The sequence below is a fragment of the Paraglaciecola algarum genome (genome assembly GCF_021532655.1).
Lineage (GTDB): Bacteria > Pseudomonadota > Gammaproteobacteria > Enterobacterales > Alteromonadaceae > Paraglaciecola > Paraglaciecola algarum.
Genome location: NZ_JAKGAS010000005.1, coordinates 67,689 through 91,741, shown reverse-complemented (window position 1 = coordinate 91,741; position 24,053 = coordinate 67,689). Strand labels below are relative to the sequence as shown.

Here is a 24,053-nt window from a genome sequence, read left to right as displayed (position 1 = left end):
TGTTACTCATCAATTTTGTTTGGCGTATTGACTATATGTAATTGACCATCAAGGTGGATATCTCTTTGCGGATAAGCAATCACAATATTGTGCTTAGCAAACAGCTCATCCATTCTAAAACGCATATTACTTTTAACTAATCGAATGTCGCTCTCGGCTTTGGCATTTACCCAAAAGTAGGTGACAAAAACTAAAGAATTGTCGCCAAAATCATCAAAAATAACTGTGGGTTTTGGGCTTTTTAATATTTCGTCTTGTTCGTCTACAGTTTGTTTAATCAGCTCAGCCACTAACTTCACTGGCGAGCCGTAGGCTACACCCACAGTCAAAGTAGAGCGGGTCATGGTATCGATTAATGTCCAGTTAATCACAGTGTTTTCGAGTAATTTACTGTTCGGGATCAACATATGTACCCCGTCAGTGCGCCTAACGCGGGTAGAACGAGTGTTGATTTCTTCCACTATACCTTTGGCCGATTCCACCTCTAAAAAATCGCCAATTTTGATTGGTCGTTCCCAAATTAAGATCCAACCACTAATAAAGTTATTAATTATATTTTGCGCGCCAAAGCCGAATCCAATAGCAATCGCTCCTGACAAAAAAGCAAAGGCAGTAATAGGCACGTTTAAAAAGTCGAGTATAGTGATTGATAGCAAGACTATGACTAACACAGAGGCAATGCGTTTTACTAAATGAATAAAATCAGGATTGGCGCCGTTGCGGATCAGTCGATTGACTATTTTTGAAATTAACCACTTGGCAATGAAAATCCCTATCAGCACTAATATGGGTGCAACAATAACTTCACCCACAGTAAAAGGGTGCTCAAATAAGGTAAAAAGTTTGATGTTTAGATATTCAGAGACTGGTGGCATATTTTAAAATCGTAGAATAAACAATATTCATATGATGCCTTGTATTCTGAACTTTACCAAATTAATTCGTTTGCTTAGTCGTGGCTTCTAACGCCAGTTTTTTACTTATCTGCAAGGTGTCTAAGGCTCTTTGCCGCGAGGCTTTTAAATCCACTATCGGCTTTGGGTAGGTATCCCCTAGGGTGATTTTACAGGCTGATAATATCGCTGGCGGGGCTTCCCAAGGTGTATGAATATATTTGTCAGGTAGTTTTGCCAGTTCAGGGCAATATTGGCGCACATAGTCACCTTTTGCATCAAACTTTTGGCCTTGGGTAACTGGGTTGAATATTCGAAAATAAGGTGAAGCATCGGCACCTGTGCCCGCTACCCATTGCCAACTGGCGCTATTGGATGCTAAATCTGCGTCTAATAAACAATCCCAAAACCAAGCAGCGCCTTTACGCCAATCAATCAGTAAGTTTTTGACTAAAAACGAACCGACCAACATACGAACCCGATTATGCATAGTGCCGGTTTGCCATAACTCGCGCATGCCCGCATCCACCATAGGAATACCTGTTTGTCCTTGTTGCCAAGCTTTTAAAGCACTAACATCGTCTCGCCATTGAAAATGTTCGAACTTGGGGCTAAAGTTTTGCTCAGGAATGGTAGGGAAGTGGTACAACAAATAGTAAGAAAACTCTCGCCAACCTAACTCGCTGAGATAACAATCTAAGCCAACATTTTCAGTGTTTCCATTTAAGGCATGAATGGCGGCATACCAAATTTGGTTGGGAGATATTTCGCCAAAATGAAGATGGGCAGATAATTGCGATGTGGCAGATAAGCTAGGTGTATCTCTGTCACTTTTATATTGGTTGGCGCCATTAGGTAAAAAGTCAGCGAGTTTAGCTGAAGCGCCTTTTTCACCCGGTTGCCATATGGTCTGTATTGTTTTATCCCAAGCAATAGTGGGTAATAAATGTAAAGCATGAATCGATTGGTCTTCTTGCTCTACATATTCAATATCTAACTTTTCTGGTGCGGTTATTGGCATTCTTGGAGCAGGCTGAGACAAACATCCTCTGCGATAATAAGGGGTAAATACCTTGTATGGCGTAGCGTCTTTTTTTAGTACTTGCCAAGGCTCCCAAAGTAAAGAGGCATTAAAGGTTTTTACCTCAACACCTAAATCTTTAAGGCTTTGTTTAATGATAGTGTCGCGCTTGATTTGCCAGGGCTCATAACAACGGTTCCACACCACACAAGTAATATTGTATTTTTTCACCCAAGCTAAAATGATCTGTTTGGCATCACCGGTTTGGCAGTGCAGCTTATTATCTAATGAATTATTTAACGAGTTCAATGAATGGTGCAACCACCACTTAGATGCGCCGCCTAAAGTGTATTGCTCAGGACAGCTTTGATCGTCAATATACACAGGAATAACGCAACCCTTTTGTGCCGCGTAACTTAAGGCAGGGTTGTCCCGCAAACGTAAATCTTGTCGAAACCAAACTAGGGTTTTAATAACTAACACCTTTGATGAGTTTAAATAAATAACTTACCTAATACGAACCGCTATAAAAAATTGTTCACCCTTGAGCGATATTTTATTATTTAAGCTGAGTTGATGGCTACTCAATCATAATCTCGGCTCTGTTACGGCCATTCTCCTTAGCTTTATACAGTGCCTGGTCAGCTTTTTCTATTTCTTTATTAAACTCCGTATCTGGGCTTGCTTGAGATACGCTTGCACCAATACTGACAGTTATTTTGATAGTTTTATTGGTACTGACTTCAAACTTTAAATCGGCAATGTTTTTTCTTAAACGTTCGCAAATGTTAAAAGCATGCTTGTCATTTTCTAATAAAATACAAAAAGCAAATTCTTCACCCCCGTAGCGTCCAAAGCTGTCTTCTTGTCTAAAAAATAATGAAAAACATTCAGCTACTTTTTTAAGCACTTCATCACCCAATTTATGTCCATAGGTATCATTAACTATTTTAAAATTATCAATATCTAATAATCCAATTAAGACTATTTGTGGTACTCGTTTAGCGCGGCTAATTTGTTTTTCAACTTGTTCCAAAAAGAGTCTCCTATTCGGAATATTAGTAAGATCATCGTGATAAGCATGGTGGTACAATGCTTTATTCGCATCATGCAATTCTTGTGTTTTAATTCTTACTAATTCTTGCAGATTGTTTTTTAACTCTTTTAGATTGTTATTATTTGACTCAAGCTGCTCTGATGCATAAATTTCGTTGGTAACATCTCTTTCAATAGCGGCAAAATGGGTGACTTCACCATATTTGTTTGTAAGGGGAAATATATTTAAACTAAGCCAATAGGGGTGACCCGTTTTGGTGTAGTTGCGAATTTTAGTGCAGATACTTTGTTTATTTTCTAGCGCGGCTCTGATCCGCTTAAGTTCATTTTTATCTGTTTCCTTACCTTGTAAAATTCTTGGTGTTTCGCCAATCGCTTCTGAGCGACTATAGCCGGTTAATTTTTCGAAGGCGTCATTGACATAGATAATCCTAGGCCCCATTGGACTGGATATGTCATCGGCTTCAGTGACGATAATTACATCTAGAGCGTTATCTACTATTGATTGAAAAGAAAAAGAAGACTTTTTGTCTGTGATGTCATTGAAAGTTACCACAATAAAGCTGTTTTTTTCGTCTTCAGCTATTTCAGGATAAGCATTAAGCAAAAACCAAGAAGGTTTAGTTTGTTTGCTGTCTATCACGCCAATTACTACATTTTGTAATGGTTCTTTAAAACGTTTTACTTGGAAAACCGGAAACTGTTCGCTAGCTAAAGCACGTTTAGCCTCATCGATAAAGCGCCACTGCGGGTCAAAAGCGTCTCTGCCAATTATTTGTTCATGGGTAAGCCTTAATAAATTTAATGCAGTAGGGTTTGCATAAATGACACTCGTATCCCACTTATGTATTACAACGCCAATGTTGGCATTCTCAAGTAAATTTTTTAAAGTTAAATCTTCAAAATTACCCATTATGTCATCACTTTTTTTGTTGGCTTAAATGAAAGGGTAGATCATATTCATTAAACAGTGAATACAGAGTTTTTAATTTATTGATTTAATGTTTTGATTGCTTTTGTGGACTAGATGTTAGTATTAATAAAATTGAATTTAGGCGTGTAGTATTTATTTTATGGATAAGTGTATAGCTATCTCAGGAGCAGGTATAGGTGGTTTATGTGCTGCCTTGGCCTTGGTCAAACGTGGTTTTCAGGTTGATATATTTGAGCGTAGCACCGAAATAGCTGAAGTAGGCGCAGGTTTGCAGCTTAGCCCCAATGCTATGCATGTGTTAACTGATCTTGATGTAGCAGAAAATATTAAGAAAGTGGCCTTTCAACCAGACTCAGCTGTGATGCGCCATTATCAAACAGGTGACGAGTATTTTTCAGTACCTTTAAAAAAAGTGTGTATTGAGAAATACGGTGCTGATTATCTACATATTCACCGAGCTGATTTACAGCAAGTATTATATCAAGCGTGTATTAATAACGGGGTAAATATTCACCTTGGGCAGGGGGTTAAAGCTTATCAGCAAGTTGACAATAAAGTGTCCATCGAGTTCGAAAATGGTAGTACCCAACTAGCCGATATTTTAATTGGCGCAGATGGTATTCGCTCTAACGTACAAGCTTGTATGTTAGGCCCTCAAAATCCTGACTTTACTGGGCAAGTTGCATGGCGAGGCACAATACCAACTAATCAATTACCTAAAGGTTTAGTTAAACCTAATGCCAATTTATGGGTGGGGCCGGGTAAACATTTTGTCAGTTACTATTTGCGTGGCGGAGATTTAGTTAATTTTGTGGCGGTTGAAGAGCGAAGCGATTGGCATAATGAATCATGGAATGAAAAAGGAGATGTGTCCCAGTTACGCGAGACATTCAAAGGCTGGCATCCAGAAGTCACTGAGTTATTAGAGGCCACAGATTCTTGTTTTGTATGGGCTTTATATGGTCGTAAACCATTAGTTAAGTGGGTTGATAAAAATGTCGCTTTGTTAGGCGATGCTTGTCACCCTATGCTGCCATTTTTGGCCCAAGGTGCAGCTATGGCCATTGAAGACAGTTATGTGTTGGCAGCTTGTTTAAGCCAAAGTTTAACTAAGAGCTCAAACACCCAGCAAGCTTTGCTGAGGTATCAAAACCAACGAATGCAACGAGCCACAGATATTCAACAAGGTGCTAGCCACAATTCAGCTTTGTACCATATGTCAACGCCAGTCGAGCGAGCCAAGTTATCGGTACTAAAAGGCCTGTCTACACTGGGTTTAAGTAATAAGTTGGCCGCGCAAAAGCTTGAATCAATTTATGGCTATAAGGTTGTAAGTTAGGACAGGTTCAAAAATATACGTTGTTAAGATTATTTAAAGTTGTTACAACTAATTTTGTTGTTCAAAAATCAATCAGCTTTCTTAACAGGAATTAACTATGTCCCAGTCAGATTCAAGAGCATATCGTTTTGCCTCTATTGATATTATTAGAGGATTGGCTGTTATTCTTATGGCGATTGACCATGTGCGTGACTATTTCTATTATGCTAGTCCAGCGGCTGATCCTATGGCGACTGGCGCCATAGAGCCAGAAATCTTCTTTACTCGTTTTATTACCCACTTTTGTGCTCCAGTGTTTGTATTTTTGGCTGGCACCTCAGCGGGCTTGATGGTCAGTCGCAAATCTAAACATCAACTGGCCGCTTTTTTAATTAAGAGGGGATTATGGCTGGTATTAGTAGAAATGGTGATAGTGTCTGTTGGTTGGACATTCTCGCCATTTGGAGTCGAAGCTTTAGGTGGTAAAGTGTTTGTGATCATGCAGGTGATATGGGCCATCGGGGCTTCAATGATAGTCTTAGGTATTTTACAATTCCTACCGGTGAATCTTGTTTTAGGCCTTGGGTTAGGCATACTATTTGGACATAATTATTTAGATTATTTTTGGCCAGAAACGGTTAATTACGGTATGGATGATGGGCCATTTTGGATTACCTTACATGCACAATCATCGATTATTACAGACTCTTTTCACTTTTTATTTTATTACCCCTTACTGCCTTGGGTAGGTGTTATGGCCTTTGGTTTTGGTTGTGCTCGTGTATTTACTTTAGAGCAAGCACTTCGTCAAAAAATATTGCTATTAAGTGGAGTAGGGGCTTTGGTTTTATTTTTTGTATTAAGGTTGATTAATCTTTATGGCGACCCTAAACCTTGGTCGGCTGTGCCAGAACATTTATCTCAAACGGCTATGAATTTTTTGAATGTGAGTAAATACCCACCATCATTAATGTATCTGTGTATCACCTTAGGTTTCGCATTTGTTTTATTAAAATATGCAGAGTCTTGGAATGGAAAATTTGCAAAAATATTGATGACTTTTGGCCGAGTTCCATTTTTGTTTTACATAGTGCACATATACCTAATACACGCTTTGTGTATTCTTGTGGCCAGTGTTCAAGGGTTTGAAATAGCTAATTTTATGAATGACTTTACTTTATTCCCTGCCAGTTGGGGTTTTGGTTTACCAGTGATATACGCCATTTGGTTAGGTGTGTTGATTGCGTTATATCCTGTGTGTTTGTGGTTTGCTAATGTAAAAAAAACGCGTAAAGATTGGTGGTTAAGTTATCTGTAAAATAAAAATTATGACGCCAGATATAAGAGCCGCATTTGCTAACTTTTCGACTGAGGTGACAAAACAGCTGGTTATGATTCGAACTTGGATTTTTGAAATAGCTCATGCAAACGATGACATTGGGAAAGTGCAAGAATGTTTAAAATGGAACGAACCGAGTTACTTAACTTCTTCACCTAAATCGGGCACTACATTGCGTATAAGCCAAGTAGACGAACATCACTATGGTTTGTTTGTACATTGCCAGACGAGTTTAATTGAAGAGTTTAAACTGGCTTACCCTGACCTCACTTACGACAAAAACCGTGGTGTGATTTTTGATGCTAGAAACTCTAAGCAAGAAAATGCCATCAAACAGTTTATTTACATGGCACTGACTTATCATGTTAGAAAGCTCAACAACAAACGCGAAAATATTTTGAACCACACAGGGCACAGACAACACTGAGGAAATACATAGAAAACAATGGTTATTATCTTGTATCTTTACCATCCATTTTTTTCTCTTTGCAGCGAAGCGCTCTCTGATCTCTGTGGTTAAAGGCTTTTAACCTTTTACTAGCATCTAGCATCTAGCACCTGTCCACTGTTTTGGGCTTTTTAGTCGCATATTTACGTTTGCTCGCTGGCCGACGTTTTTTACTAAAACTACTTTTTCCTAAACCAGCCAAACCTTGAGGAGTGACTTCTCGGCTTTGTATCACTAAGTCCGTTAATTGTTGCTCGAGCGGCATCATTAACGTTTTGTACTGGCTCTTGCCTTCGCTAATGGCTGATAATTCAGATTCCCAGCGGGCTGTCATATCCGGGTAGGTGGCAATTTCGGGGAGAGATTCGATTAAGCTGCGACCGGTAAGTGTAGCGGTAATGGTCTTACCGTTGCGAGATAAAAATCCGCGAGAAAATAATAGTTCTATGATCCCCGCTCGGGTCGCCTCGGTGCCTAAGCCGTCAGTATCTCGCAGTATGTTACGTAATTGCGGATCAGTCACATGGGCACTAATGCCTGTCATGGCAGCGAGTAAGCTTGCGTCTGTGTAGTGTTTGGGTGGCGAGGTGTGTTTTTCTAATACTTCAGCCTGTAGTGATTTGAGTGCTTGTCCTTGCTGTAAGCTAGGTAATAACTGCTGTGGGTCATCATCTTTGTTTGGGTTGTCTTGTGCGTTGTTTTTGTTACGGCCTTGGATGAAAATACTTTTCCAGCCTTGATTAATTAGCTCTTTGGCGACGGCTACAAATAACCCAGTGCCAATTTCTACTTCAACCCGTACTGCATAAAATTCATGAGTGCTTAAAAACTGGGCTAGATAATTTCGACTTATCAGGCCATACACTTTGGCGTCATTACCAGACAAATTATTGCTGACTTTTTGAGTAGGTATGATGGCGTGGTGAGCATCTACTTTTTTATCGTTCCAGGCTTTAGACTTAAGAGTTAAATCATATTCAGTTTGACTAAGCAGTTTACCTTGTTGACCCAAATCTTGGCTATTGGCCAAAATAGCAGACTGTACTTTTGCAGCCTGATTAAAGTGACTCAAGGGTAAATACCGGCAATCAGATCTAGGGTAGGTAATTAACTTGTGACGTTCATACAAACCCTGGCAAATATCCAACACTTGTTTAGCACTTAAACCAAAGGCTTTGCTGGCATCTATTTGTAAGGCCGATAAATTATATGGCAGGGGCGCGGCTTGTTTTTTATGTTCACGTTTGAGATTTTTTACGCTTGCGGGCTGCTCACTAATGCGCCCTGCTACGTTTTGGGCTAATGCCTGAGACAAATTTCGACCTTGTTCATCAAGATACTTTGAGCATTGTTCGCTGGGTTGCCATTTGGCTTTAAAGGTTTCGCCTTTCTCGGTTTGGCTTTTTTGGGTTTCGAGCCAGGACCACACTTCATAAAAAGGTTTACTGACAAATGCTTCAATGGCGATGTCGCGCCTAACTACTAAACCTAATAAAGGGGTTTGTACTCGGCCTACCGACAATACGCCTTTATACCCCACCTTTTGTCCTTGCAAAGTATAAGCGCGAGTTAGGTTGATACCATATAACCAGTCAGCCCGTGAGCGAGCCAGAGCCGAGGTAGATAAGGGAATAAACTCTCGATTACTGCGTAATTTATTCAGGGATTGTTTCACTGCAGAAGGGTTTAAATCATTGATCAGGAGCCGTTGAATACTATTTTTTTTGCTGCCGGTTACGCCTAAAAAATTAATCACTTCGTCAACTAATAACTGCCCTTCTCGGTCAGGATCACCTGCATGGATTAAGTTATCGGCTTGTTTGACTAGCTTGCGTATTACAGCTAATTGTTTGGCTGTTTTCTTTTTGACTGCGAGCTGCCATTGTTGGGGAATGATAGGTAAGTGTTCATGGCTCCACTTTTTAAAAGCGGGATCGTAAGCCTCTGGTTGTTCTTGTTCGAGTAAATGCCCTACGCACCAAGTTACTGTGTCACCATTGGCGGCATTAATGTAGCCATCACCTTTTTTATGAGGTTTGGGTAAAACGTCGGCAATAGCTCGACCTAAGCTGGGTTTTTCGGCAATAAACAGGCGCATAACATTTAACCTCAGTTCTGGAAAAGATAACGCCTGCAAGCAACCCTATTTTTGCCCCTATCAAGGCATTCATCATGGGTTTAGAGCGGCTAGACAACATAATGAATGCCTTGATATGAACAAAAATAGTATCACTTGCCCTGATGAGAATTAGCATCCACATTTACTGGATTGTAACTTATTGAAATATAGATAAAGTTTAGCGTGTTTCGACATTTCTTATCCAGAGCAGAGGTTAATCAAGAGTTATGTTTTTTTATACAGTAGTCTGTTTTGGCTGTTTCAACAAGTTAAAAGAAAAATATACAGCAAAGATTAATAGCTCTTGTTATAAACTAATTCAAATTAATTCTACATATTGTTAACAATATACTATTTACATTGGTGGGCATGTGTTATCTTCTAAAGAGTCAATTATTCTTGCGTGAGCTATGTGCGCAGTTATGTGTAAACAGGATTATTATGAATATAAAATTTAGTAAAAAGCTCGTTTCTGGGGTTTTTGTCGCTTCTCTTTCTGCACCTATTTTAGTCGCTTGTAATGCTACCAATAGTGACAGCACAAAGACTACAAAGGTAACGGAAGACGTAATCTTATATGACTTTGAAAGTGGTCAAACACCGGCAGAGGTTAACGTTAATAATGGTACGGCAAGCATTACCGCTAATAACCAAGCCATAAGCGGTAAACATTCATTAAAGGTGCAACTAACCAGTGATGCAGCTGGTATGGCTATTCGTCCTAGTACTCCGTTTGATTGGAGTGAACACAGCGACTTCAACCTAGCTTTTGATTTAACCAATGAAGGTACTGAGTCTGTACAAATTGATTTAACCATAAGTGATATTGACGGAAATGCTTACACTCGTGGATTAGTGGTGCCTGTTGGCAAAACTCAAACTCATTATGCAAAAATGGATGGACATGATCAGAAAGATCCGGAATGGGCGACTAAAACTGAGTTCAACTTTGAATCTGGTTTTCGTTCAAACCCAGTTACGTGGCAGTCAGATGATAAACAAGTGTATTCGTTTTGGGGTAAAAAACGCTTAAATCTAGCTGGAATTACAGCCATTTCATTTTACAGCAAGGGTTTGTTGAGTCATCGTGAATACACAATTGATAATATTCGCTTGCGTAAAAACCCTGCAATGGACCAAACCTTTTTAGATGGCTTAATCGACCAATATGGTCAAAATGCTAAAATCGATTTTCCTGGAAAAATTCATTCTGACCAAGAATTAAAACAAGTGACCGCAGCTGAATTGGCATCTCTTAAGGGAGAATCAATGGGCGACCGTTCAAAATTCCATGGTTGGAAAGATGGTCCAAAACTAGAAGCCACTGGTTTTTTCCGAACCGAAAAAGTAGAAGGTAAATGGGCATTGGTTGATCCAGAAGGCTATTTGTACTTCTCTACCGGTATCGACATTATGCGTTTATCTAACTCATCTACCATGACGGGGTATGGGTTTGATAAAAAATTCATTGCTAAACGTACTGCAGACATGACAGTGGCAGAAGATGATCAACCTCTTAACCGAGTGAATGACGAAGCCATTCCAAGTCGTCATGTAGCTAACGAAACCCGGGCTAAAGTGTTTGAGTGGTTACCAGAATATGACGGTGAGTTAGGTAATCACTTTGGTTATCGTCGTGAAACCCAAAGTGGTCCGTTAAAAGAAGGTGAAACCTTTAGTTTTTATAGTGCAAACCTTGAACGTCGTTACGGCGAAACCTACAAAGAGTCATATTTAGATACGTGGCGTAGTGTGAATGTTAGACGTATGAAGGACTGGGGCTTTACGTCATTAGGTAACTGGTCTCAAGAAGCATATTACGGTAACAATCAAATCCCATTTGTGGCCTTTGCCGATATTATTGGTGAGTTTGGTACCTTAAGTAGTGGCTTTGATTTTTGGCACGGTGTACCTGATGCATTCGATCCTAGATTTTATGAACGTGCAGTAATAGCTGCAGAGCATGTATCTGCGCAAATTAATAATACCCCTTGGTGTATGGGGGTGTTTATGGATAACGAACAAAGTTTTGGCCGCAGTACTAACCGCAACACACGTTATGGTATTGTGATTAATACATTAGGCCGAGACGCCGCAACGGTTCCAGGTAAGGCAGCCTTTACTAAAATCATTAAAAATAAATATAAAACTATTGCCGCGTTAAATAAGGCTTGGGACAAAAATATCGAGTCTTGGGATGCCTTTGCTAAAGGGTTTGATGCAAGTTTTAATACCGATACACAAGAAGCTGATTATTCTGATTTACTTTACCAATATGGTGTTAAGTATTTTTCTACTGTGAATAAAGCCATGAAGTCGAAAATGCCAAATCACTTGTATTTAGGCTCGCGCTTACCTTTGTGGGGTATGCCGCCTGAAATTTTACGTGCTGCAGCTGAAAACAGCGACATCATTACTTATAACGTTTATCAAGAAGGCATCATTCCTGGAAAATGGGATTTCTTAGAAGAACTAGACAAACCAAGTTTAGTAGGGGAGTTTAGTTTTGGTTCTGATGATGCCGGCCATGTGCATCCGGGGATTGTGATAGCGGCCGACCAAAAAGATCGTGGTTATAAGCTTAAAAAGTACTTAGAGTCAGTGATTGATAATCCGTACTTTGTGGGTGCACATATGTTCCAGTTCTCTGATGGTCCCATTCCTGGTCGTGCTTATGACGGCGAAAATTATAATACCGGTATGGTTCGAGTCACAGATGTGCCTTATGAGCACATGGTTGAAGCAGCTAAAGAAGTGCATAAAGAGCTATACCCAAGACGTTATGGATTTTTGCAGAAGTAATCTAGGTAAACAAGCGCTGTCATCTAACTAACAGCGCAATATGATTACCTTGTAATTTATATTTAGCATGGGGAATATCTGGAATATGGTTTCCCCATTTTTGTTCCCCGATATACTTGCCTGCTTTATTCCATTTCATATAGTGATACCAAACATATTCGTCTGCTATTTTGTCTAAACACTGGTAACCATACTCTTGTACAAATGATTGGCAGGGCAATACTGCCCTAGACCAATTAAATTCAGGTAATAAGTACTGTTTATTGCGCATAGGTAAAGTTATAGCTAGAAAGGGAGGATTTATATCTGCAAATTTTTGAATGACTAAATGTTGGGCTGGACGGTAATAATTTACTATGTCTCCATCTTCTAACTGGGAAATATCAATATGTGGTCGTTGATTGGTACTTGCAGCATTGGGTTGTAATGAGTTAGAAAATGGGATGTTTATAGTAAACAAAGCGCCAGTAAGGAGGACCGAAATACTAATAATTAAAATTTTTTTGTTCAAAATGACAAAGTCCTTAACCCGTTATTTATTAACCATTTTAGCTTAGATTAAATGTTACTTGAGGTGAAAATACTAGGCCAAATTTGGTATTATGTGCAACCTAACTTGATTAAAGGACTGGAGAATATGATTAGAAAAAGTATAGCAATAGATATGGACGATACAGTTGCGGATACCTTGTCACGACATATTGAACGATACCAACAAGAGTTTGGTATAACACTTGATAGAAAAGACATGTTAGGCAAAAAAATTTATGACATAGTACCTAAAGAGCATTTAGCCACTGTGCGCCAATTCCCTCATCATCCAGACTTTTTTAAAGACCTACCGGTTTTTGACAATGCAGTCCAAGTTATTAAAGAGTTAAGTCAAGAGTACAGAATCTATTTTGCCAGTGCTGCGATGGAATATCCTAGTTCATTTAATGCAAAATACGCTTGGCTGAAAAAGCACTTTCCTTTTATCAATGAGCTCAATTTTATTTTCTGCGGGTATAAAGGAGTGCTAAATTGCGATTATTTAATTGATGATAGTAGTTGCCATATTGATGTGTTTTCCGGGCAAGGTTATCTATTTGACTCAACACATAATCATTATGAAACAGGTTATCAAAGAGTAAATAATTGGCTTGATGTGAAGTCTAAGTTTTTAACTGACTAATTTTACAAACGGGTGTTTTAGTAGAGCCTAGATTAGGTTTTTTTCCACAGGTTTTGAAATTTTACAAAGGTAAAATAATCGTAAGCAATCCAATGATGAGGTATCAGCGCGAGGTTTTTTCTTTCCTCAAAGTTAGAGCATAATTTTTCAAGTATTTCTTTAAGACGTTCAGGGGCAACTGTTGATAGCTTTTTGCGGGCGATATTAAAATGCAAATTACTTTCTTTGTTAACGGTGAAACTTTGCCCTGCAGAGTGAAAGGTTAATTTGCGTGTAGCACCGCGACAAATTGGTTCATCAGGGTGGTGTGGGTTTAGATGAATGACAATGGCGTATTCGTACCTGTCTAACCAATATTTATTTTCGTCTTGCGGTATGTAAGTGATGCCATAACCTTGGGGAAAGTGCCCGACTATTTGTATGAAATGGTCGGCCATAACCTTATTTACTGCGCCGTTTTCAGCAGCTTTTTCGATTACCTTGCCAGCTTTAGGCATGTCACTGTATGCAGCGTTAGTTTTAGTTGAAAATATAATCGAGCTATAAATTTGTGGGATCTTAATAATATTCCCCACATCTAATTTAGGTTTTAATGCATCAATCACTAAAGTACGGATAAACTTTAATTTGGCTTGTTCATTTTTATTAAACTCAGCTCTATCCGCTTTAGAGTTACCTGCATACTGACCTGCACCTAAGCCGTTTTCTAGATAATCTAAGGTATGTTTATGATTCAGCTTTAAAAGTTTGATCCGCGTGTCTTTTTCTAGCAGCCTAAACTCGTCTTGTTTACCGTCTTCTCCTTTTAATAACTGCTGAGCATCAGGGTGTTGCAAGCCAATATCTTGGAAAATGGCGGTGATCACTATAGGTAGGCAAACTTCTTGTTGAAAATAGCTAAGCTCAGCGCTTTTTTCACTATACCTATTTTCAGCATCATGATGTTTAACAATAAAAGGGTAGGTGATTTTGGCGTCTAAAATTAATTTATCTAACAAACGTAATGCTAGTACAGCTTTGTAAGCGGGTTTTAATCTCTGGTGTAAGTCTGCTAACTTTTTGCCACCACGAGGAGATAATAAAAATAAAGTGGCTAAAAATTTGCCGCTATTAGTTTGCGCCTCTTGCCAATCTTCACCTTCGGCGGTTTGAACTAACCTTGTGCAAACTTCAACTACCTTGTCTCGTCGTGCCAATCTTAATTTTTTTTGCCTCATATCTTCAGCTTTAAGATTGCTTTGTGCACGTATGAGTGCAGTTTCTAACTTAGCTTTGTCTTTTACAGACGCCTGGTTAACACCTTGTTCTGTAGCTTGTAGTTGAGTCGTTAATGTGGCTTTTTTGATTTTATTTTGCTCAGCACTGGCAAAATAAATGGCGGCATGTTCAAACAAGGAATCTTTGACGGGAGTTTGACTATAAATATATTTTACCAAACTACTAATTTGCTTGGTTGAATTGGACTCACCTATAGTTCCATGCATGTATTGCTCAGTACCCATTCACTAATGCTAAGGTATTTAATATATCCTAAATTTTAATTTGAGGATAACAAATATGAGTTTTGGGTAAATAATTGTAGGTAAATGGCGAATATTTATTAACTGAATACAGTTGGTAAAAGCACAGTGGAATGGATTACAAAAACACGCTAGTGAGACCATGGAGTGGTCTCACTAGCGTAAAAACTTACTTAGCTTTTTTAAGTTGCTTCTTAAGTTTAGCTAGTTTGTTTTTTTGCTTAGCAATTTTAGCTTTGCTTGATTTGATTTTTTGTTTAAGTGTTTTTTTAGCTTTAGCCATGAAAATATCTCCAATATTATTTTAAAAAAAGCCGCTACATATCAGCTAATTAGCTTGCTTATGTTCAGCTATAAAACTGCGAATAAAGCGACGTACTTCTCGAGCTGCACTTGTATCAAGCTCTTCACAAAGCTCTACAAACTCAACTCTTTCTAGATCGTTAATACGAATAATGAGTTGGCTATTCTTTTTCTTTGATTTTTTATTTTCCACAATCATCTCCAAAAAATGACATGTAACCCATCACTGTATTCACAGTAAATACAGGTTAACATATATCTGCAAGATATCAAATGTATATACATCTGATATATGTGTTGGTTACTGTGCTGTTTCTTTACGGGATATTGTAAATTTTTTCACAGGAATTAACTTATACTAACCCACAAGACGAAATGATGCCTTTATAGAAGCACAAATTTCTGCTCTTCCTTGCGTTTCAAACAATATAGATAAACTTAAATACGATCTAACACTATGAATTATAATATAAAAATAAACTCAATCGAGATTTCTTACCCGCAACTGAGGTTAGCTAAATGAAATTTGTGATTGGCAAGTTCAGTAATGAACTTTTTCATGCCTTAACTAAAAAAGAAATTACCTTATTATTTAAGTATGTTCCTAAAGGTTGGACTCAGCCCATTAAGGCTGTAGTACTCAGTGCTAAAGTTTTTAGTAAAACTAAAGTTGATCAGCCTGTAATTTATTCTGATAGCACAAATCAGCTAACGATTTATTCCAGAGGGTTAGATCGTCAAGACATTGCCAGACAAGTATTGATTGAACTTGCTGTGGTAGCAGGGGAAATTGAGCCAATAAACCCTAGTAAGGCGTCAAAAGAACAAGCCGCCGAACTAGATGTTCTAATCAAGCCATATATGACTAAATTTTTAAAAACACGATTTTGATGGGGTAGTGGCATTGCCACTGCTTAAATGGCTGCGCCACTTTATGAGCTTCGCTTATTGGGATTATTCACTGCGCTCACTTATGTGCTGCGCACACTGGGATTATTCACTGCGTTCACTAAAGACATGGGCTACGCCCACTTATAAGCTGCGCTCACCGCCATCCATGGCTTTTGTTCAAACCGCATCCTGCGGCTCGATTTACTTTTTGCCAACAGCAGCAAAAAGTAAACAAAAAATGCCGCGCTAAATCCAAGTTCTTATACCTGCGCGACTTGCCAAATATAGGCCGCAATAATCTGTTCCCGACAGGCATTGCTCAAATTACATCCTGGTAATTTGTCCTATATTTGCCAGTGTTGCTCGGAGAACTTGGAGACGCGAGTAAATCAAAAGCATGGCGTTGCCACTAAAAACAAAGACACCGATAGCGATAATTTAACGAGGCTTTAGAGTGATTTTTTATTCTTATCTTGTATTTTCTATTTTGGGCTTTTGTTTTATTAGGGGAACTGTTGTGGGGGCTGAAGGAGACCTGCAGCTACCCGACTATACGCTACCTTCTGATTCAATTACTAGGACTCTAGCTTCACCTTTAGGGTGAGCAACATGCTCAGTACCTATAGAAGCGTAAAATATATCGCCAGCATTTAGTATTGTTGATTTTTCAAGATTATTTTCTTTATAGAACATTTCAACAATACCATCTAAAACAGCAAATACCTCTTCACCATCATTGATGTGCCATTTATAAGGCTGATCTGTCCAATGCAAACGAGTGGTAATGCCGTTCATATTTGAGATATCTTTTGCACCCCAAGCTCTAGATGCCGTAAATTCTTTACTTCTTATTATTTCCATATACTTCCTGACTAATTCTCACCATGATGTTTTTGTTATACGTACTTTCACTAATTTTATTTTTTATATTTTACAACGCTATAAATAGATAAAACAACAAAAGTGACTAAAGCAATAAAACGGGTTTATAAAAATCGAATGCATTTGTGGAATCATCAAAGTATTGGGAAATTGCAGTTTCTACTCCTACTCCTAGACCCAGAGCTAGGCTAAAATTAATATAAAAAACACGTTGCTAGGTGAAGCCTGAATAGGTTTCACGATGACAAATCAAACAAAATCAACATACGGCCTCTCCGTTTTTTAGCTTTTACCTTTTTCTACAACAAATTTACCAAGACAAATATGGACACTCCCATTATGTCAATGCGCAGTTGCATGTGGGATCACCAATAAAAGATCGTGGCCAATTGCTAAAACACTGGGATTCAATCAGGCATTATCGCTTGATTACTTAAAATCCGAAGGGCTTTATTCACTACGTGACGGTTGGATTGCGCTTCACTATTCTAAGTGAAACACCTTCGGCTTTGGCATCCAGCTTCACTCTACCTCCTAAATCCTTTTAGTAATATGCGGAGCCGCATGCACGTTGTTGTGGGAGCTGGAGTTTAGAAACCTCCGGCTACTCGATTATGTTGCTCGCATAACAAGCAACGGATGTTTATGTTATTTTCTATTTGACAGCCCCTAAACGCACAACTTTGCCATTGCGAAATGAGATAATGTAATCTTTGTGTTTGATGGTATAAAGTAAATCTTCAGTTTTTACCGTATTAGCCCCAGAAGTAACATCCGTATACTTAGGTTGACCACAATACGAAATTACTTCTAATTTACTTGTGCCAGTGGAAATCCAACCTCCTTTACACTTTATATTGCTCACACGGCTAGTGTCCTGAGCTATTGCGGACATACTAATAAATAACAAAAATATCGCAAAAAATTGCATTTCAAAAATACCTTATTTTTTCGAGTGCTATAAATCTATGAAAACACAATCCAGTCATGCGATATCAATTGAAACATAACACCTCAATAAATTGTGAACCCAGTTTGGCAGTTTTATTGCGCTGTTTGCAATAGAAAATAAAATACTAGCGTAGTCAAATTTTATTGACTTGTTCTTTGGAAGCCAGACCTTTGTCGTTTTGGCTACGAAGATTGGAAAATTCAAAAAAATAGCACTTGAGGGGAGTTCAGAACCTTACGCTTAACTTGTGGTCTGATTGAAAATAAACGCCGATTTAACGGGAATCGAACACTCTTTAATGATATCAAAATATCCAATATATCTGTAATTTCGATACTCCATTCTATCTATAGCTAAAGGGCTTTTAGTAAAAACTCCAATTGTTCTTCGTAACCTGTTTTGTTGAAGTTTTTGGAATGGAAGTTCATAAAGCCATGTAGGTAGTCGACTTGGGTAGTTGTGACGTTTTCTTTATTTGAAAGTTGTTGGTTTAGCTTGCAAACATCAAAGTGAGGTTCACTTTTGGGGAACACTAGATGGGTTGTAAAACTTGGGGGAATTGTTGTGAAGTTTCTAATTTGTGAACCGTAATAACAAAGCGCTTGTTTAATATTGTGTTCAGAATCCTGTGATAACTTCCAGATTGCCGTTGCTCCAACGCTGAAACCAATTAAGGTAGTTTGTTCCTTGATTGAATCCAGTATTTTTATTAGGTTTGACACATACTCTTCGAGCCCCACCTCTTCCATAAAATGTGTATATGCTGCTGATTCATCTTTAAACCCCATGCTCTGTCCTAGATAAGGATCGATTATGAGGTCAGCGTTTAGCTGCTCTTTAAGTTTTAATAATGCTGGCGTGCTCCCAAACACATCAGACACTAGAATTAGAGACATTCTTTAGTACCAAATAATGATCAATTTAAACGCCTTCAACTCTATTGAGTTGCCCACCTGATTTAAACTCAGCAATATTATCTGCTATTAAATTTAACAACCTTTGTTGGGCTTCTATGCTGCCCCAGGCAATGTGAGCGGTGATTTTTAAGTTATCTAGTGGTGTCGCTGATTGTTTCTCGGAGATAGCTTGTAGTAATACATGATCTGCTGGCGGTGGCTCAACTTCTAATACATCTAATACTGCATAGGCGATTTGTTTGTTTTGTAAGGCTACGAATAAGTCTTGACTATTGACCACTGGCCCTCGGGCTGTGTTGATTAACATGGCTGAGGGTTTCATTTTAGCAAGTGTTTGGCTATTGATTAGGTTTTCAGTCTCAGGGGTTTGTGGGCAATGTAATGACACCACATCAGCATGTGATAAAACTTGCTCAAGGCTACTTCTACCAGGGCGAATAGTATCGGCATTTGGCCTTTCAGAAATTAATACCTGCATACCAAAAGCGTCGGCAATTTTGGCCACTGCTTGGCCTAAGTTGCCATAACCCACTATGCCAAGAGTTTTTCCCGCAAGCTCACTAAAGCCATTGCCGTGATAACAAAAGGTGTCACTATTTTGCCATTTTTCCTGAGTGGTATTGTGATTGTGATGACTGGTTTGGTTATAATACTCAAGCATCTGGGCAAACACATATTGGCTTACACTTGGAGTTGAATAACCACTAACATTACATACCACAATACCTAATTTTTTTGCAGCTTTAAGATCAACATTGTTGGTGCCTGTTGCGGAAATACATATGAGTTGTAGTTTGGGTAACTGTTTAAGTATGTCCGCGTTCAAAACCACTTTATTGGTAATAATAATGTCGGCGTTTTTGCAGCGCTCTACGACTTGGTCAGCTGATGTAACGGCAAAACAAGTTAACATATCTACTTGTTTTTCAATGGCTTGTAGTGAAATGTTTGGATTAAAGGTTTGTTGATCTAAAAATACTGCCTGCATGGACTAATTACTATCAGTTATAAAGTTTTTTGAGCTTACGAATTTAGTAAAGTAAGTACAAGGTAAATTGAGCTGCTTATACAAAAAAGCCTAATCAAAAAATTTTGATTAGGCTTTAATCTTTTAAAAATAATTAGTCAATTAATCGCACTGTTGTTACATGTTCGATGTTTTTGATAGCATCAATTACGTGACCATTATCCATTTGTTCAACGTCAAGTATGTTGTAGGCTAAATCGCCACGGCTTTTGTTCATCATGTCTAATACGTTCACGTTGTGATCGGCTAATACAGATAATACGCTGCCTAATACTTTAGGTACGTTTTCGTTAGTAAAAACAATACGTTGGCCTTCTACTCTGGGCATGGCTGCCGCAGGAAAGTTTACTGAATTTTTAATGTTGCCATTTTCAAGAAAGTCCATTATTTGATCGGCTGCCATAATCGCACAGTTTTCTTCAGCTTCTGCTGTAGATGCACCTATGTGCGGCATGGCTATTACATCATCTCTTCCATAGAAGATTGGCTCAGGGAAGTCACACACATAAGTACGTAACTGGCCTTTGTCCAGCGCTTTAGCAATAGCGTTTGGATCAACAATGGATTCACGAGCAAAGTTAACTAACACTAAGCCAGGTTTAGCTTGGGCGAGTGCATCTTCATTAATCATATTTAAGGTAGGCTTAATAGCCGGAACATGAAGACTTACGTAGTCACAACGGGCTAACAAAGCATGCATGTTTTCAGCACGTTGCACATCGCTCGATAAACGCCATGCCGCTTCAATAGACAAAGCTGGATCGTAACCTACCACGTTCATACCTAGAGCTAGAGCCATATCTGCCACTAAAGAGCCAATGGCACCTAAACCAATAATGCCTAAAGTTTTACCTTTAAGCTCTTGACCAGCAAATTGTTTCTTTTGAGCTTCTAAGGTTTTATGTAATTCAGCAGCATCACTAATATCATGTAAGGTTTTTACGTGATCGATACCATTTTTGATTCCACGAGAACTTAATAACATACCGGCTAAAACTAGTTCTTTTACTGCGTTAGCATTGGCACCAGGAGTATTAAATACCACTATGCCTTTTTTGCTGTAGTCGTCTACTGGCACGTTATTGACCCCAGCACCTGCTCGTGCAATGGCTAAAACTGAATCAGGCAATACTTCGTTATGCAATTTGTGGCTGCGTAATAAAATGGCATCAGGGTGACCTATGTCGGAACCCACTTCATATTTGTCGCGACCAAAACGGTCTAAGCCTTTTACAGAAATTTGGTTAAAGGTTTTAATTTTGTACATGTTAATCCTTATTTATTATTGTTTTTCTTCTTTGACTCGAGTGTGATTGTTTGACTTAGTTACTGGCCTATTATGTCGATTTAACTAGCTGATTTTACTTCAGCGTAAGCCCATTCTAACCAGGGCAATAATGCTTGAAGATTACTATTTTCAATGGTGGCACCACACCAAATACGCAAGCCAGCTGGTGCGTCTCGATAGGCACCTATGTCATAAGCAACGCCTTCAGTATCGAGTAATTTTACTACTGATTTTACTTGCTCAGGAGTTAAATCAAGGCTTAAACAGACACTTGAATTAGAGCGAATAGTTTCGTCTTGAGCTAAAAAATCAATCCAATCATGTTTGCCAACAAACTCGGCTATGGTTGCTAGGTTTTGATCACAACGCTTGATAGTGCCTTCAACACCGCCGACTGATTCGACCCAGCTAAGTGCGTCTAAATAATCCACCACACATAACATAGATGGGGTGTTGATAGTGGCACCAGTAAACAAATCTTCAATTAGTTTTCCGCCTTTAGTCATACGGAAAATTTTAGGCAAAGGACGAGGCGGAGTATAACTTTCTAAACGAGCTACTGCCCGTGGGCTAAGGATCAACATGCCGTGACCACCTTCACCGCCTAACACTTTTTGCCAGCTGTAGGTGATCACGTCTAATTTTGTCCAATCCATTTTTTGGGCAAATACTGCAGAGGTGGCATCACAAAAGGTTAACCCTTTACGTTCGTCACTAATCCAATCTGCATTCGGCACTTTGGCCCCTGAGGTAGTACCGTTCCACGTAAAGACCACATCGTTATCACAGTTTACTTCTGACAAATCAGGAATTTGGCCGTAGTCGGCGTTTAGGACTCGGGTGTTTTCTAATTGTAATTGTTTAGTAATGTCGGTTGCCCAACCTTGTCCAAATGATTCCCAATACAAAACATCTACTGGGCGTTCACCCAACATAGACCACATGGCCATTTCCATAGCGCCTGTATCAGATGCTGGAACCACAGCAACACGGTAACCTTCAGGTAAACCTAGTATCTTAGCCGTATCTAAACAGGCACTTTTCAGTGCTTTTTTACCGATGGCGGCACGATGTGAGCGACCTAATACAGATAAATCTAGTTTGCTGACGTCGTATCCTGGGCGTTTAGCACAGGGGCCTGATGAAAAATTAGGATTAGCGGGTTTTAGACTTGGTTGCATGAAAATTCTCTAGGTAAAAATTATGTAAAATGTTTGTTGAGCAAGAATACAAGGATTGGGGTGCTTGACCAATAATCAAGTGATATGAATTATATTAGTTGGTGTTAATTACAGAGTTTTTCTTCTTGTTGGCTCTAAGGCAGAAGTGAGAACCATTAAACTTGGTCACCAAGATAACTTATTTGGTGACCAGATTGTTCGAGAAAATTAAAACGCTACTTGATAACCTACTGTCCACATACTGTCCATTTCCATTTGTACACCATTTGCATCTTGGCTAAGTGGAATTTGATATTCGAATGCCAATCTATGCTGCCCTGCAACAACTGTGTTAACTCCAATTGCTAGTTCTAACATATCACCACCATAGTTAGCTGGATTGGCTGTGGTCACTGGTGCCATTATCATCATATCTGCACCGCTAATGTCTCCGGTGTGTGTGTATTTAAGCCGAGCAGATGTACTCAAACTATCTGACACAGCGTAAGCGCTCCAAGCAGTAAGTTGTAACTTGTCACCTACTTCATAGTCTTGGTCATTTTCATTTAGGGTACTGGTATATAAGGCTTGCGCGCCCCAACTAATGTTGTGAGCAAAACCATTATAAGTCAGGCCTAATTCGCCTTGATGGCTGCCACTACTTAATTGCATGCCGTAGGGTAAACGCATGGTCATACGCATATTCATGGGAGTCAGCACTTCAGCAGTTTCTTCTTCTGATCCAGTTGGAATAATCCAACCAATATTAGCGTGCAGTTTATGATTGCTTGAATCAAATAAGCGGTAAAGCATAGCAAGTTTGCTGTCGGCTAAACCAGAACTTGCTGTATCAAAATTTCCTAATACATTGGTGCCCATGCCGCCTTGATAGGTGGTTAATGTCATGTCCTTGTCTAAATAGTTAATCATGGCCATCAAGGTTATGTCATCGGTTGGGGCATACATAAAGCCAAACATGTGCATTTGGGTGCTCATATCTTGAGGCACTACTCTCACTGTAGGTGGTGACATGGGAGGATTGGCGTAGGGATTAGCGACTGTGGTGGCTATGCTGTCGTTTGAAATAGAATCACTGCCTTGAATATTGCCCGACATTTCCATGCTCATCATTCGGTATGAGAGCATAAATTCACCCTTTGAATGAGTATGGTCGCCCATTACACCAATTGGCGCGTGGGTTATGGCGCGAGTCGCTTTTTGACTCGTTGAATGAGATGTATCTGCTACCGAAGAAAAGCTTACTAAACCAGATGAAATAACAGCGATTGCCAAAGAGGTACGTCTAAACATGTATTGTTCTCTACAAAAATTAATTGAAATTTAAAATGTATGATTATGATTTGGCGATTAAGCCGCAGATTACATTTTTGTAGGTGGTGCTCTAGAAGGGGCGAGTTGATGTTTACGGTTTATATATTCAGCATTGATAAATTCAATGGTTTGATTAGAAAAAGGTTCATAAGCTAAGCTGGCTTGCGTGCTGATTAAAGCCTGCTCTGAGTTGTTATCGTTTAAATAAGAATACGAACATTTGATGTGCTCGAATCCATCAGGTGCATTGTCTGGTGCATCAACAAACAATATTTCTCCGGTTTGCTGATAGTGAGATACCGACATCCATTTGAAAGTCGAGCCGGTACAAATAAGTTCAACATCTTGGTTAGTAAAACTTTTTGCTTGGGATACTAAAGACGATGCCGCAAACAAGGTACCCACACTGTTAAAAAACAGAGCGAACACCAAGCATAATAAAACAGCATGATTTTTAGTGGTTGTATGCCGAAACAAAATGCACTACTCATAATCTAAGAATATTATCATTCTAAAGCTGAACTTAAGCAAACCTCAAGGGATAATTTTGATCTAATTTACTCAGAAGACTATTCCCTAATTTAACTTTTTATTTACCTAAATACGTGGATGCATTTACAACTCAATGATGATGCTTCACCATACGCTCACAAAAATAATATTAATTTTATAGGTAC

Annotated in this window: 21 protein-coding genes; 6 read left to right on the top strand and 15 right to left on the bottom strand. The window is 38.9% G+C overall.

Going from position 1 to position 24,053, the window contains the following annotated elements; genetic code table 11:
• Positions 1 to 2: 2 nt before the first annotated feature.
• The 3 genes from L0668_RS10655 to L0668_RS10645 all read right to left on the bottom strand — a co-directional run bounded on the left by L0668_RS10655 (position 3) and on the right by L0668_RS10645 (position 3,883).
• Positions 3 to 875, bottom strand: coding sequence for a mechanosensitive ion channel family protein (locus tag L0668_RS10655; protein ID WP_235312452.1), 873 nt, complete (start codon positions 873 to 875; stop codon positions 3 to 5).
• 61 nt (positions 876 to 936) lie between these two features.
• Complete coding sequence (locus L0668_RS10650) at positions 937 to 2,397, bottom strand: cryptochrome/photolyase family protein (protein WP_235312450.1); 1,461 nt, start codon at positions 2,395 to 2,397, stop codon at positions 937 to 939.
• Between the two features lie 97 nt (positions 2,398 to 2,494).
• Positions 2,495 to 3,883, bottom strand: coding sequence for a sensor domain-containing diguanylate cyclase (locus tag L0668_RS10645; RefSeq protein ID WP_235312448.1), 1,389 nt, complete (start codon positions 3,881 to 3,883; stop codon positions 2,495 to 2,497).
• 160 nt (positions 3,884 to 4,043) lie between these two features.
• Here L0668_RS10645 and L0668_RS10640 point away from each other — a divergent pair, with 160 nt between their 5' ends.
• From L0668_RS10640 to L0668_RS10630, 3 genes are all read left to right on the top strand, one after another.
• Positions 4,044 to 5,243 carry an FAD-dependent monooxygenase gene (locus L0668_RS10640; RefSeq protein WP_235312446.1) on the top strand — a complete coding sequence of 400 codons (1,200 nt, stop codon included), beginning with the start codon at positions 4,044 to 4,046 and terminating at the stop codon, positions 5,241 to 5,243.
• Between the two features lie 97 nt (positions 5,244 to 5,340).
• Positions 5,341 to 6,540, top strand: a complete 1,200-nt coding sequence (locus L0668_RS10635) for an acetyltransferase domain-containing protein (protein WP_235312445.1) — start codon at positions 5,341 to 5,343, stop codon at positions 6,538 to 6,540.
• A gap of 10 nt (positions 6,541 to 6,550) precedes the next feature.
• Positions 6,551 to 6,988: a hypothetical protein gene (locus L0668_RS10630; RefSeq protein ID WP_235312443.1), complete on the top strand. Its 438-nt coding sequence runs from the start codon at positions 6,551 to 6,553 to the stop codon at positions 6,986 to 6,988.
• Between the two features lie 124 nt (positions 6,989 to 7,112).
• Here the strand turns inward: L0668_RS10630 and L0668_RS10625 are convergent, their stop codons facing one another.
• Entirely contained in the window at positions 7,113 to 9,107 is a 1,995-nt protein-coding gene (locus L0668_RS10625; RefSeq protein ID WP_235312441.1) for a DNA topoisomerase III, read from the bottom strand.
• Between the two features lie 462 nt (positions 9,108 to 9,569).
• On the opposite strand from L0668_RS10625, the gene L0668_RS10620 reads away from it, so the two are divergent.
• Positions 9,570 to 11,930: a beta-galactosidase gene (locus L0668_RS10620; RefSeq protein WP_235312439.1), complete on the top strand. Its 2,361-nt coding sequence runs from the start codon at positions 9,570 to 9,572 to the stop codon at positions 11,928 to 11,930.
• A 19-nt stretch (positions 11,931 to 11,949) separates the two neighbouring features.
• Here the strand turns inward: L0668_RS10620 and L0668_RS10615 are convergent, their stop codons facing one another.
• The gene (locus tag L0668_RS10615; protein ID WP_235312437.1) at positions 11,950 to 12,441 is read right to left on the bottom strand and encodes a hypothetical protein; all 492 of its coding nucleotides are present in this window, start codon (positions 12,439 to 12,441) and stop codon (positions 11,950 to 11,952) included.
• Positions 12,442 to 12,567: 126 nt separating this feature from the next.
• Here L0668_RS10615 and L0668_RS10610 point away from each other — a divergent pair, with 126 nt between their 5' ends.
• Positions 12,568 to 13,104: a 5' nucleotidase, NT5C type gene (locus tag L0668_RS10610; protein ID WP_235312435.1), complete on the top strand. Its 537-nt coding sequence runs from the start codon at positions 12,568 to 12,570 to the stop codon at positions 13,102 to 13,104.
• A gap of 32 nt (positions 13,105 to 13,136) precedes the next feature.
• Here L0668_RS10610 and L0668_RS10605 read toward each other — a convergent pair whose 3' ends face one another.
• Both L0668_RS10605 and L0668_RS10600 read right to left on the bottom strand, forming a co-directional pair.
• On the bottom strand, positions 13,137 to 14,606 hold the full coding sequence (locus tag L0668_RS10605) for a hypothetical protein (protein ID WP_235312433.1): 1,470 nt from the start codon (positions 14,604 to 14,606) through the stop codon (positions 13,137 to 13,139).
• Positions 14,607 to 14,952: 346 nt separating this feature from the next.
• A complete protein-coding gene (locus L0668_RS10600; protein ID WP_235312804.1) occupies positions 14,953 to 15,120 on the bottom strand; it encodes a hypothetical protein in 168 nt (55 codons plus the stop codon).
• A gap of 326 nt (positions 15,121 to 15,446) precedes the next feature.
• Between L0668_RS10600 and L0668_RS10595 the strand changes: the two genes are divergently transcribed.
• Entirely contained in the window at positions 15,447 to 15,818 is a 372-nt protein-coding gene (locus L0668_RS10595; protein WP_235312431.1) for a hypothetical protein, read from the top strand.
• Positions 15,819 to 16,367: 549 nt separating this feature from the next.
• On the opposite strand, the gene L0668_RS10590 is transcribed toward L0668_RS10595, so the two are convergent.
• From L0668_RS10590 to L0668_RS10555, 8 genes are all read right to left on the bottom strand, one after another.
• Complete coding sequence (locus L0668_RS10590; protein WP_235312430.1) at positions 16,368 to 16,679, bottom strand: cupin domain-containing protein; 312 nt, start codon at positions 16,677 to 16,679, stop codon at positions 16,368 to 16,370.
• 676 nt (positions 16,680 to 17,355) lie between these two features.
• The gene (locus L0668_RS10585; RefSeq protein ID WP_235312429.1) at positions 17,356 to 17,631 is read right to left on the bottom strand and encodes a DUF2845 domain-containing protein; all 276 of its coding nucleotides are present in this window, start codon (positions 17,629 to 17,631) and stop codon (positions 17,356 to 17,358) included.
• A 374-nt stretch (positions 17,632 to 18,005) separates the two neighbouring features.
• Positions 18,006 to 18,548, bottom strand: coding sequence for a hypothetical protein (locus L0668_RS10580; RefSeq protein WP_235312428.1), 543 nt, complete (start codon positions 18,546 to 18,548; stop codon positions 18,006 to 18,008).
• A 25-nt stretch (positions 18,549 to 18,573) separates the two neighbouring features.
• Positions 18,574 to 19,557, bottom strand: a complete 984-nt coding sequence (locus L0668_RS10575) for a D-2-hydroxyacid dehydrogenase (protein WP_235312427.1) — start codon at positions 19,555 to 19,557, stop codon at positions 18,574 to 18,576.
• A gap of 133 nt (positions 19,558 to 19,690) precedes the next feature.
• Positions 19,691 to 20,863: a phosphoglycerate dehydrogenase gene (locus tag L0668_RS10570; protein ID WP_235312426.1), complete on the bottom strand. Its 1,173-nt coding sequence runs from the start codon at positions 20,861 to 20,863 to the stop codon at positions 19,691 to 19,693.
• Between the two features lie 80 nt (positions 20,864 to 20,943).
• Complete coding sequence (locus L0668_RS10565; protein WP_235312425.1) at positions 20,944 to 22,065, bottom strand: phosphoserine transaminase; 1,122 nt, start codon at positions 22,063 to 22,065, stop codon at positions 20,944 to 20,946.
• A gap of 207 nt (positions 22,066 to 22,272) precedes the next feature.
• A complete protein-coding gene (locus L0668_RS10560) occupies positions 22,273 to 23,355 on the bottom strand; it encodes a transporter (RefSeq protein ID WP_235312422.1) in 1,083 nt (360 codons plus the stop codon).
• A gap of 69 nt (positions 23,356 to 23,424) precedes the next feature.
• Positions 23,425 to 23,853: a hypothetical protein gene (locus L0668_RS10555; protein ID WP_235312420.1), complete on the bottom strand. Its 429-nt coding sequence runs from the start codon at positions 23,851 to 23,853 to the stop codon at positions 23,425 to 23,427.
• Between the last annotated feature and the right edge of the window lie 200 nt (positions 23,854 to 24,053).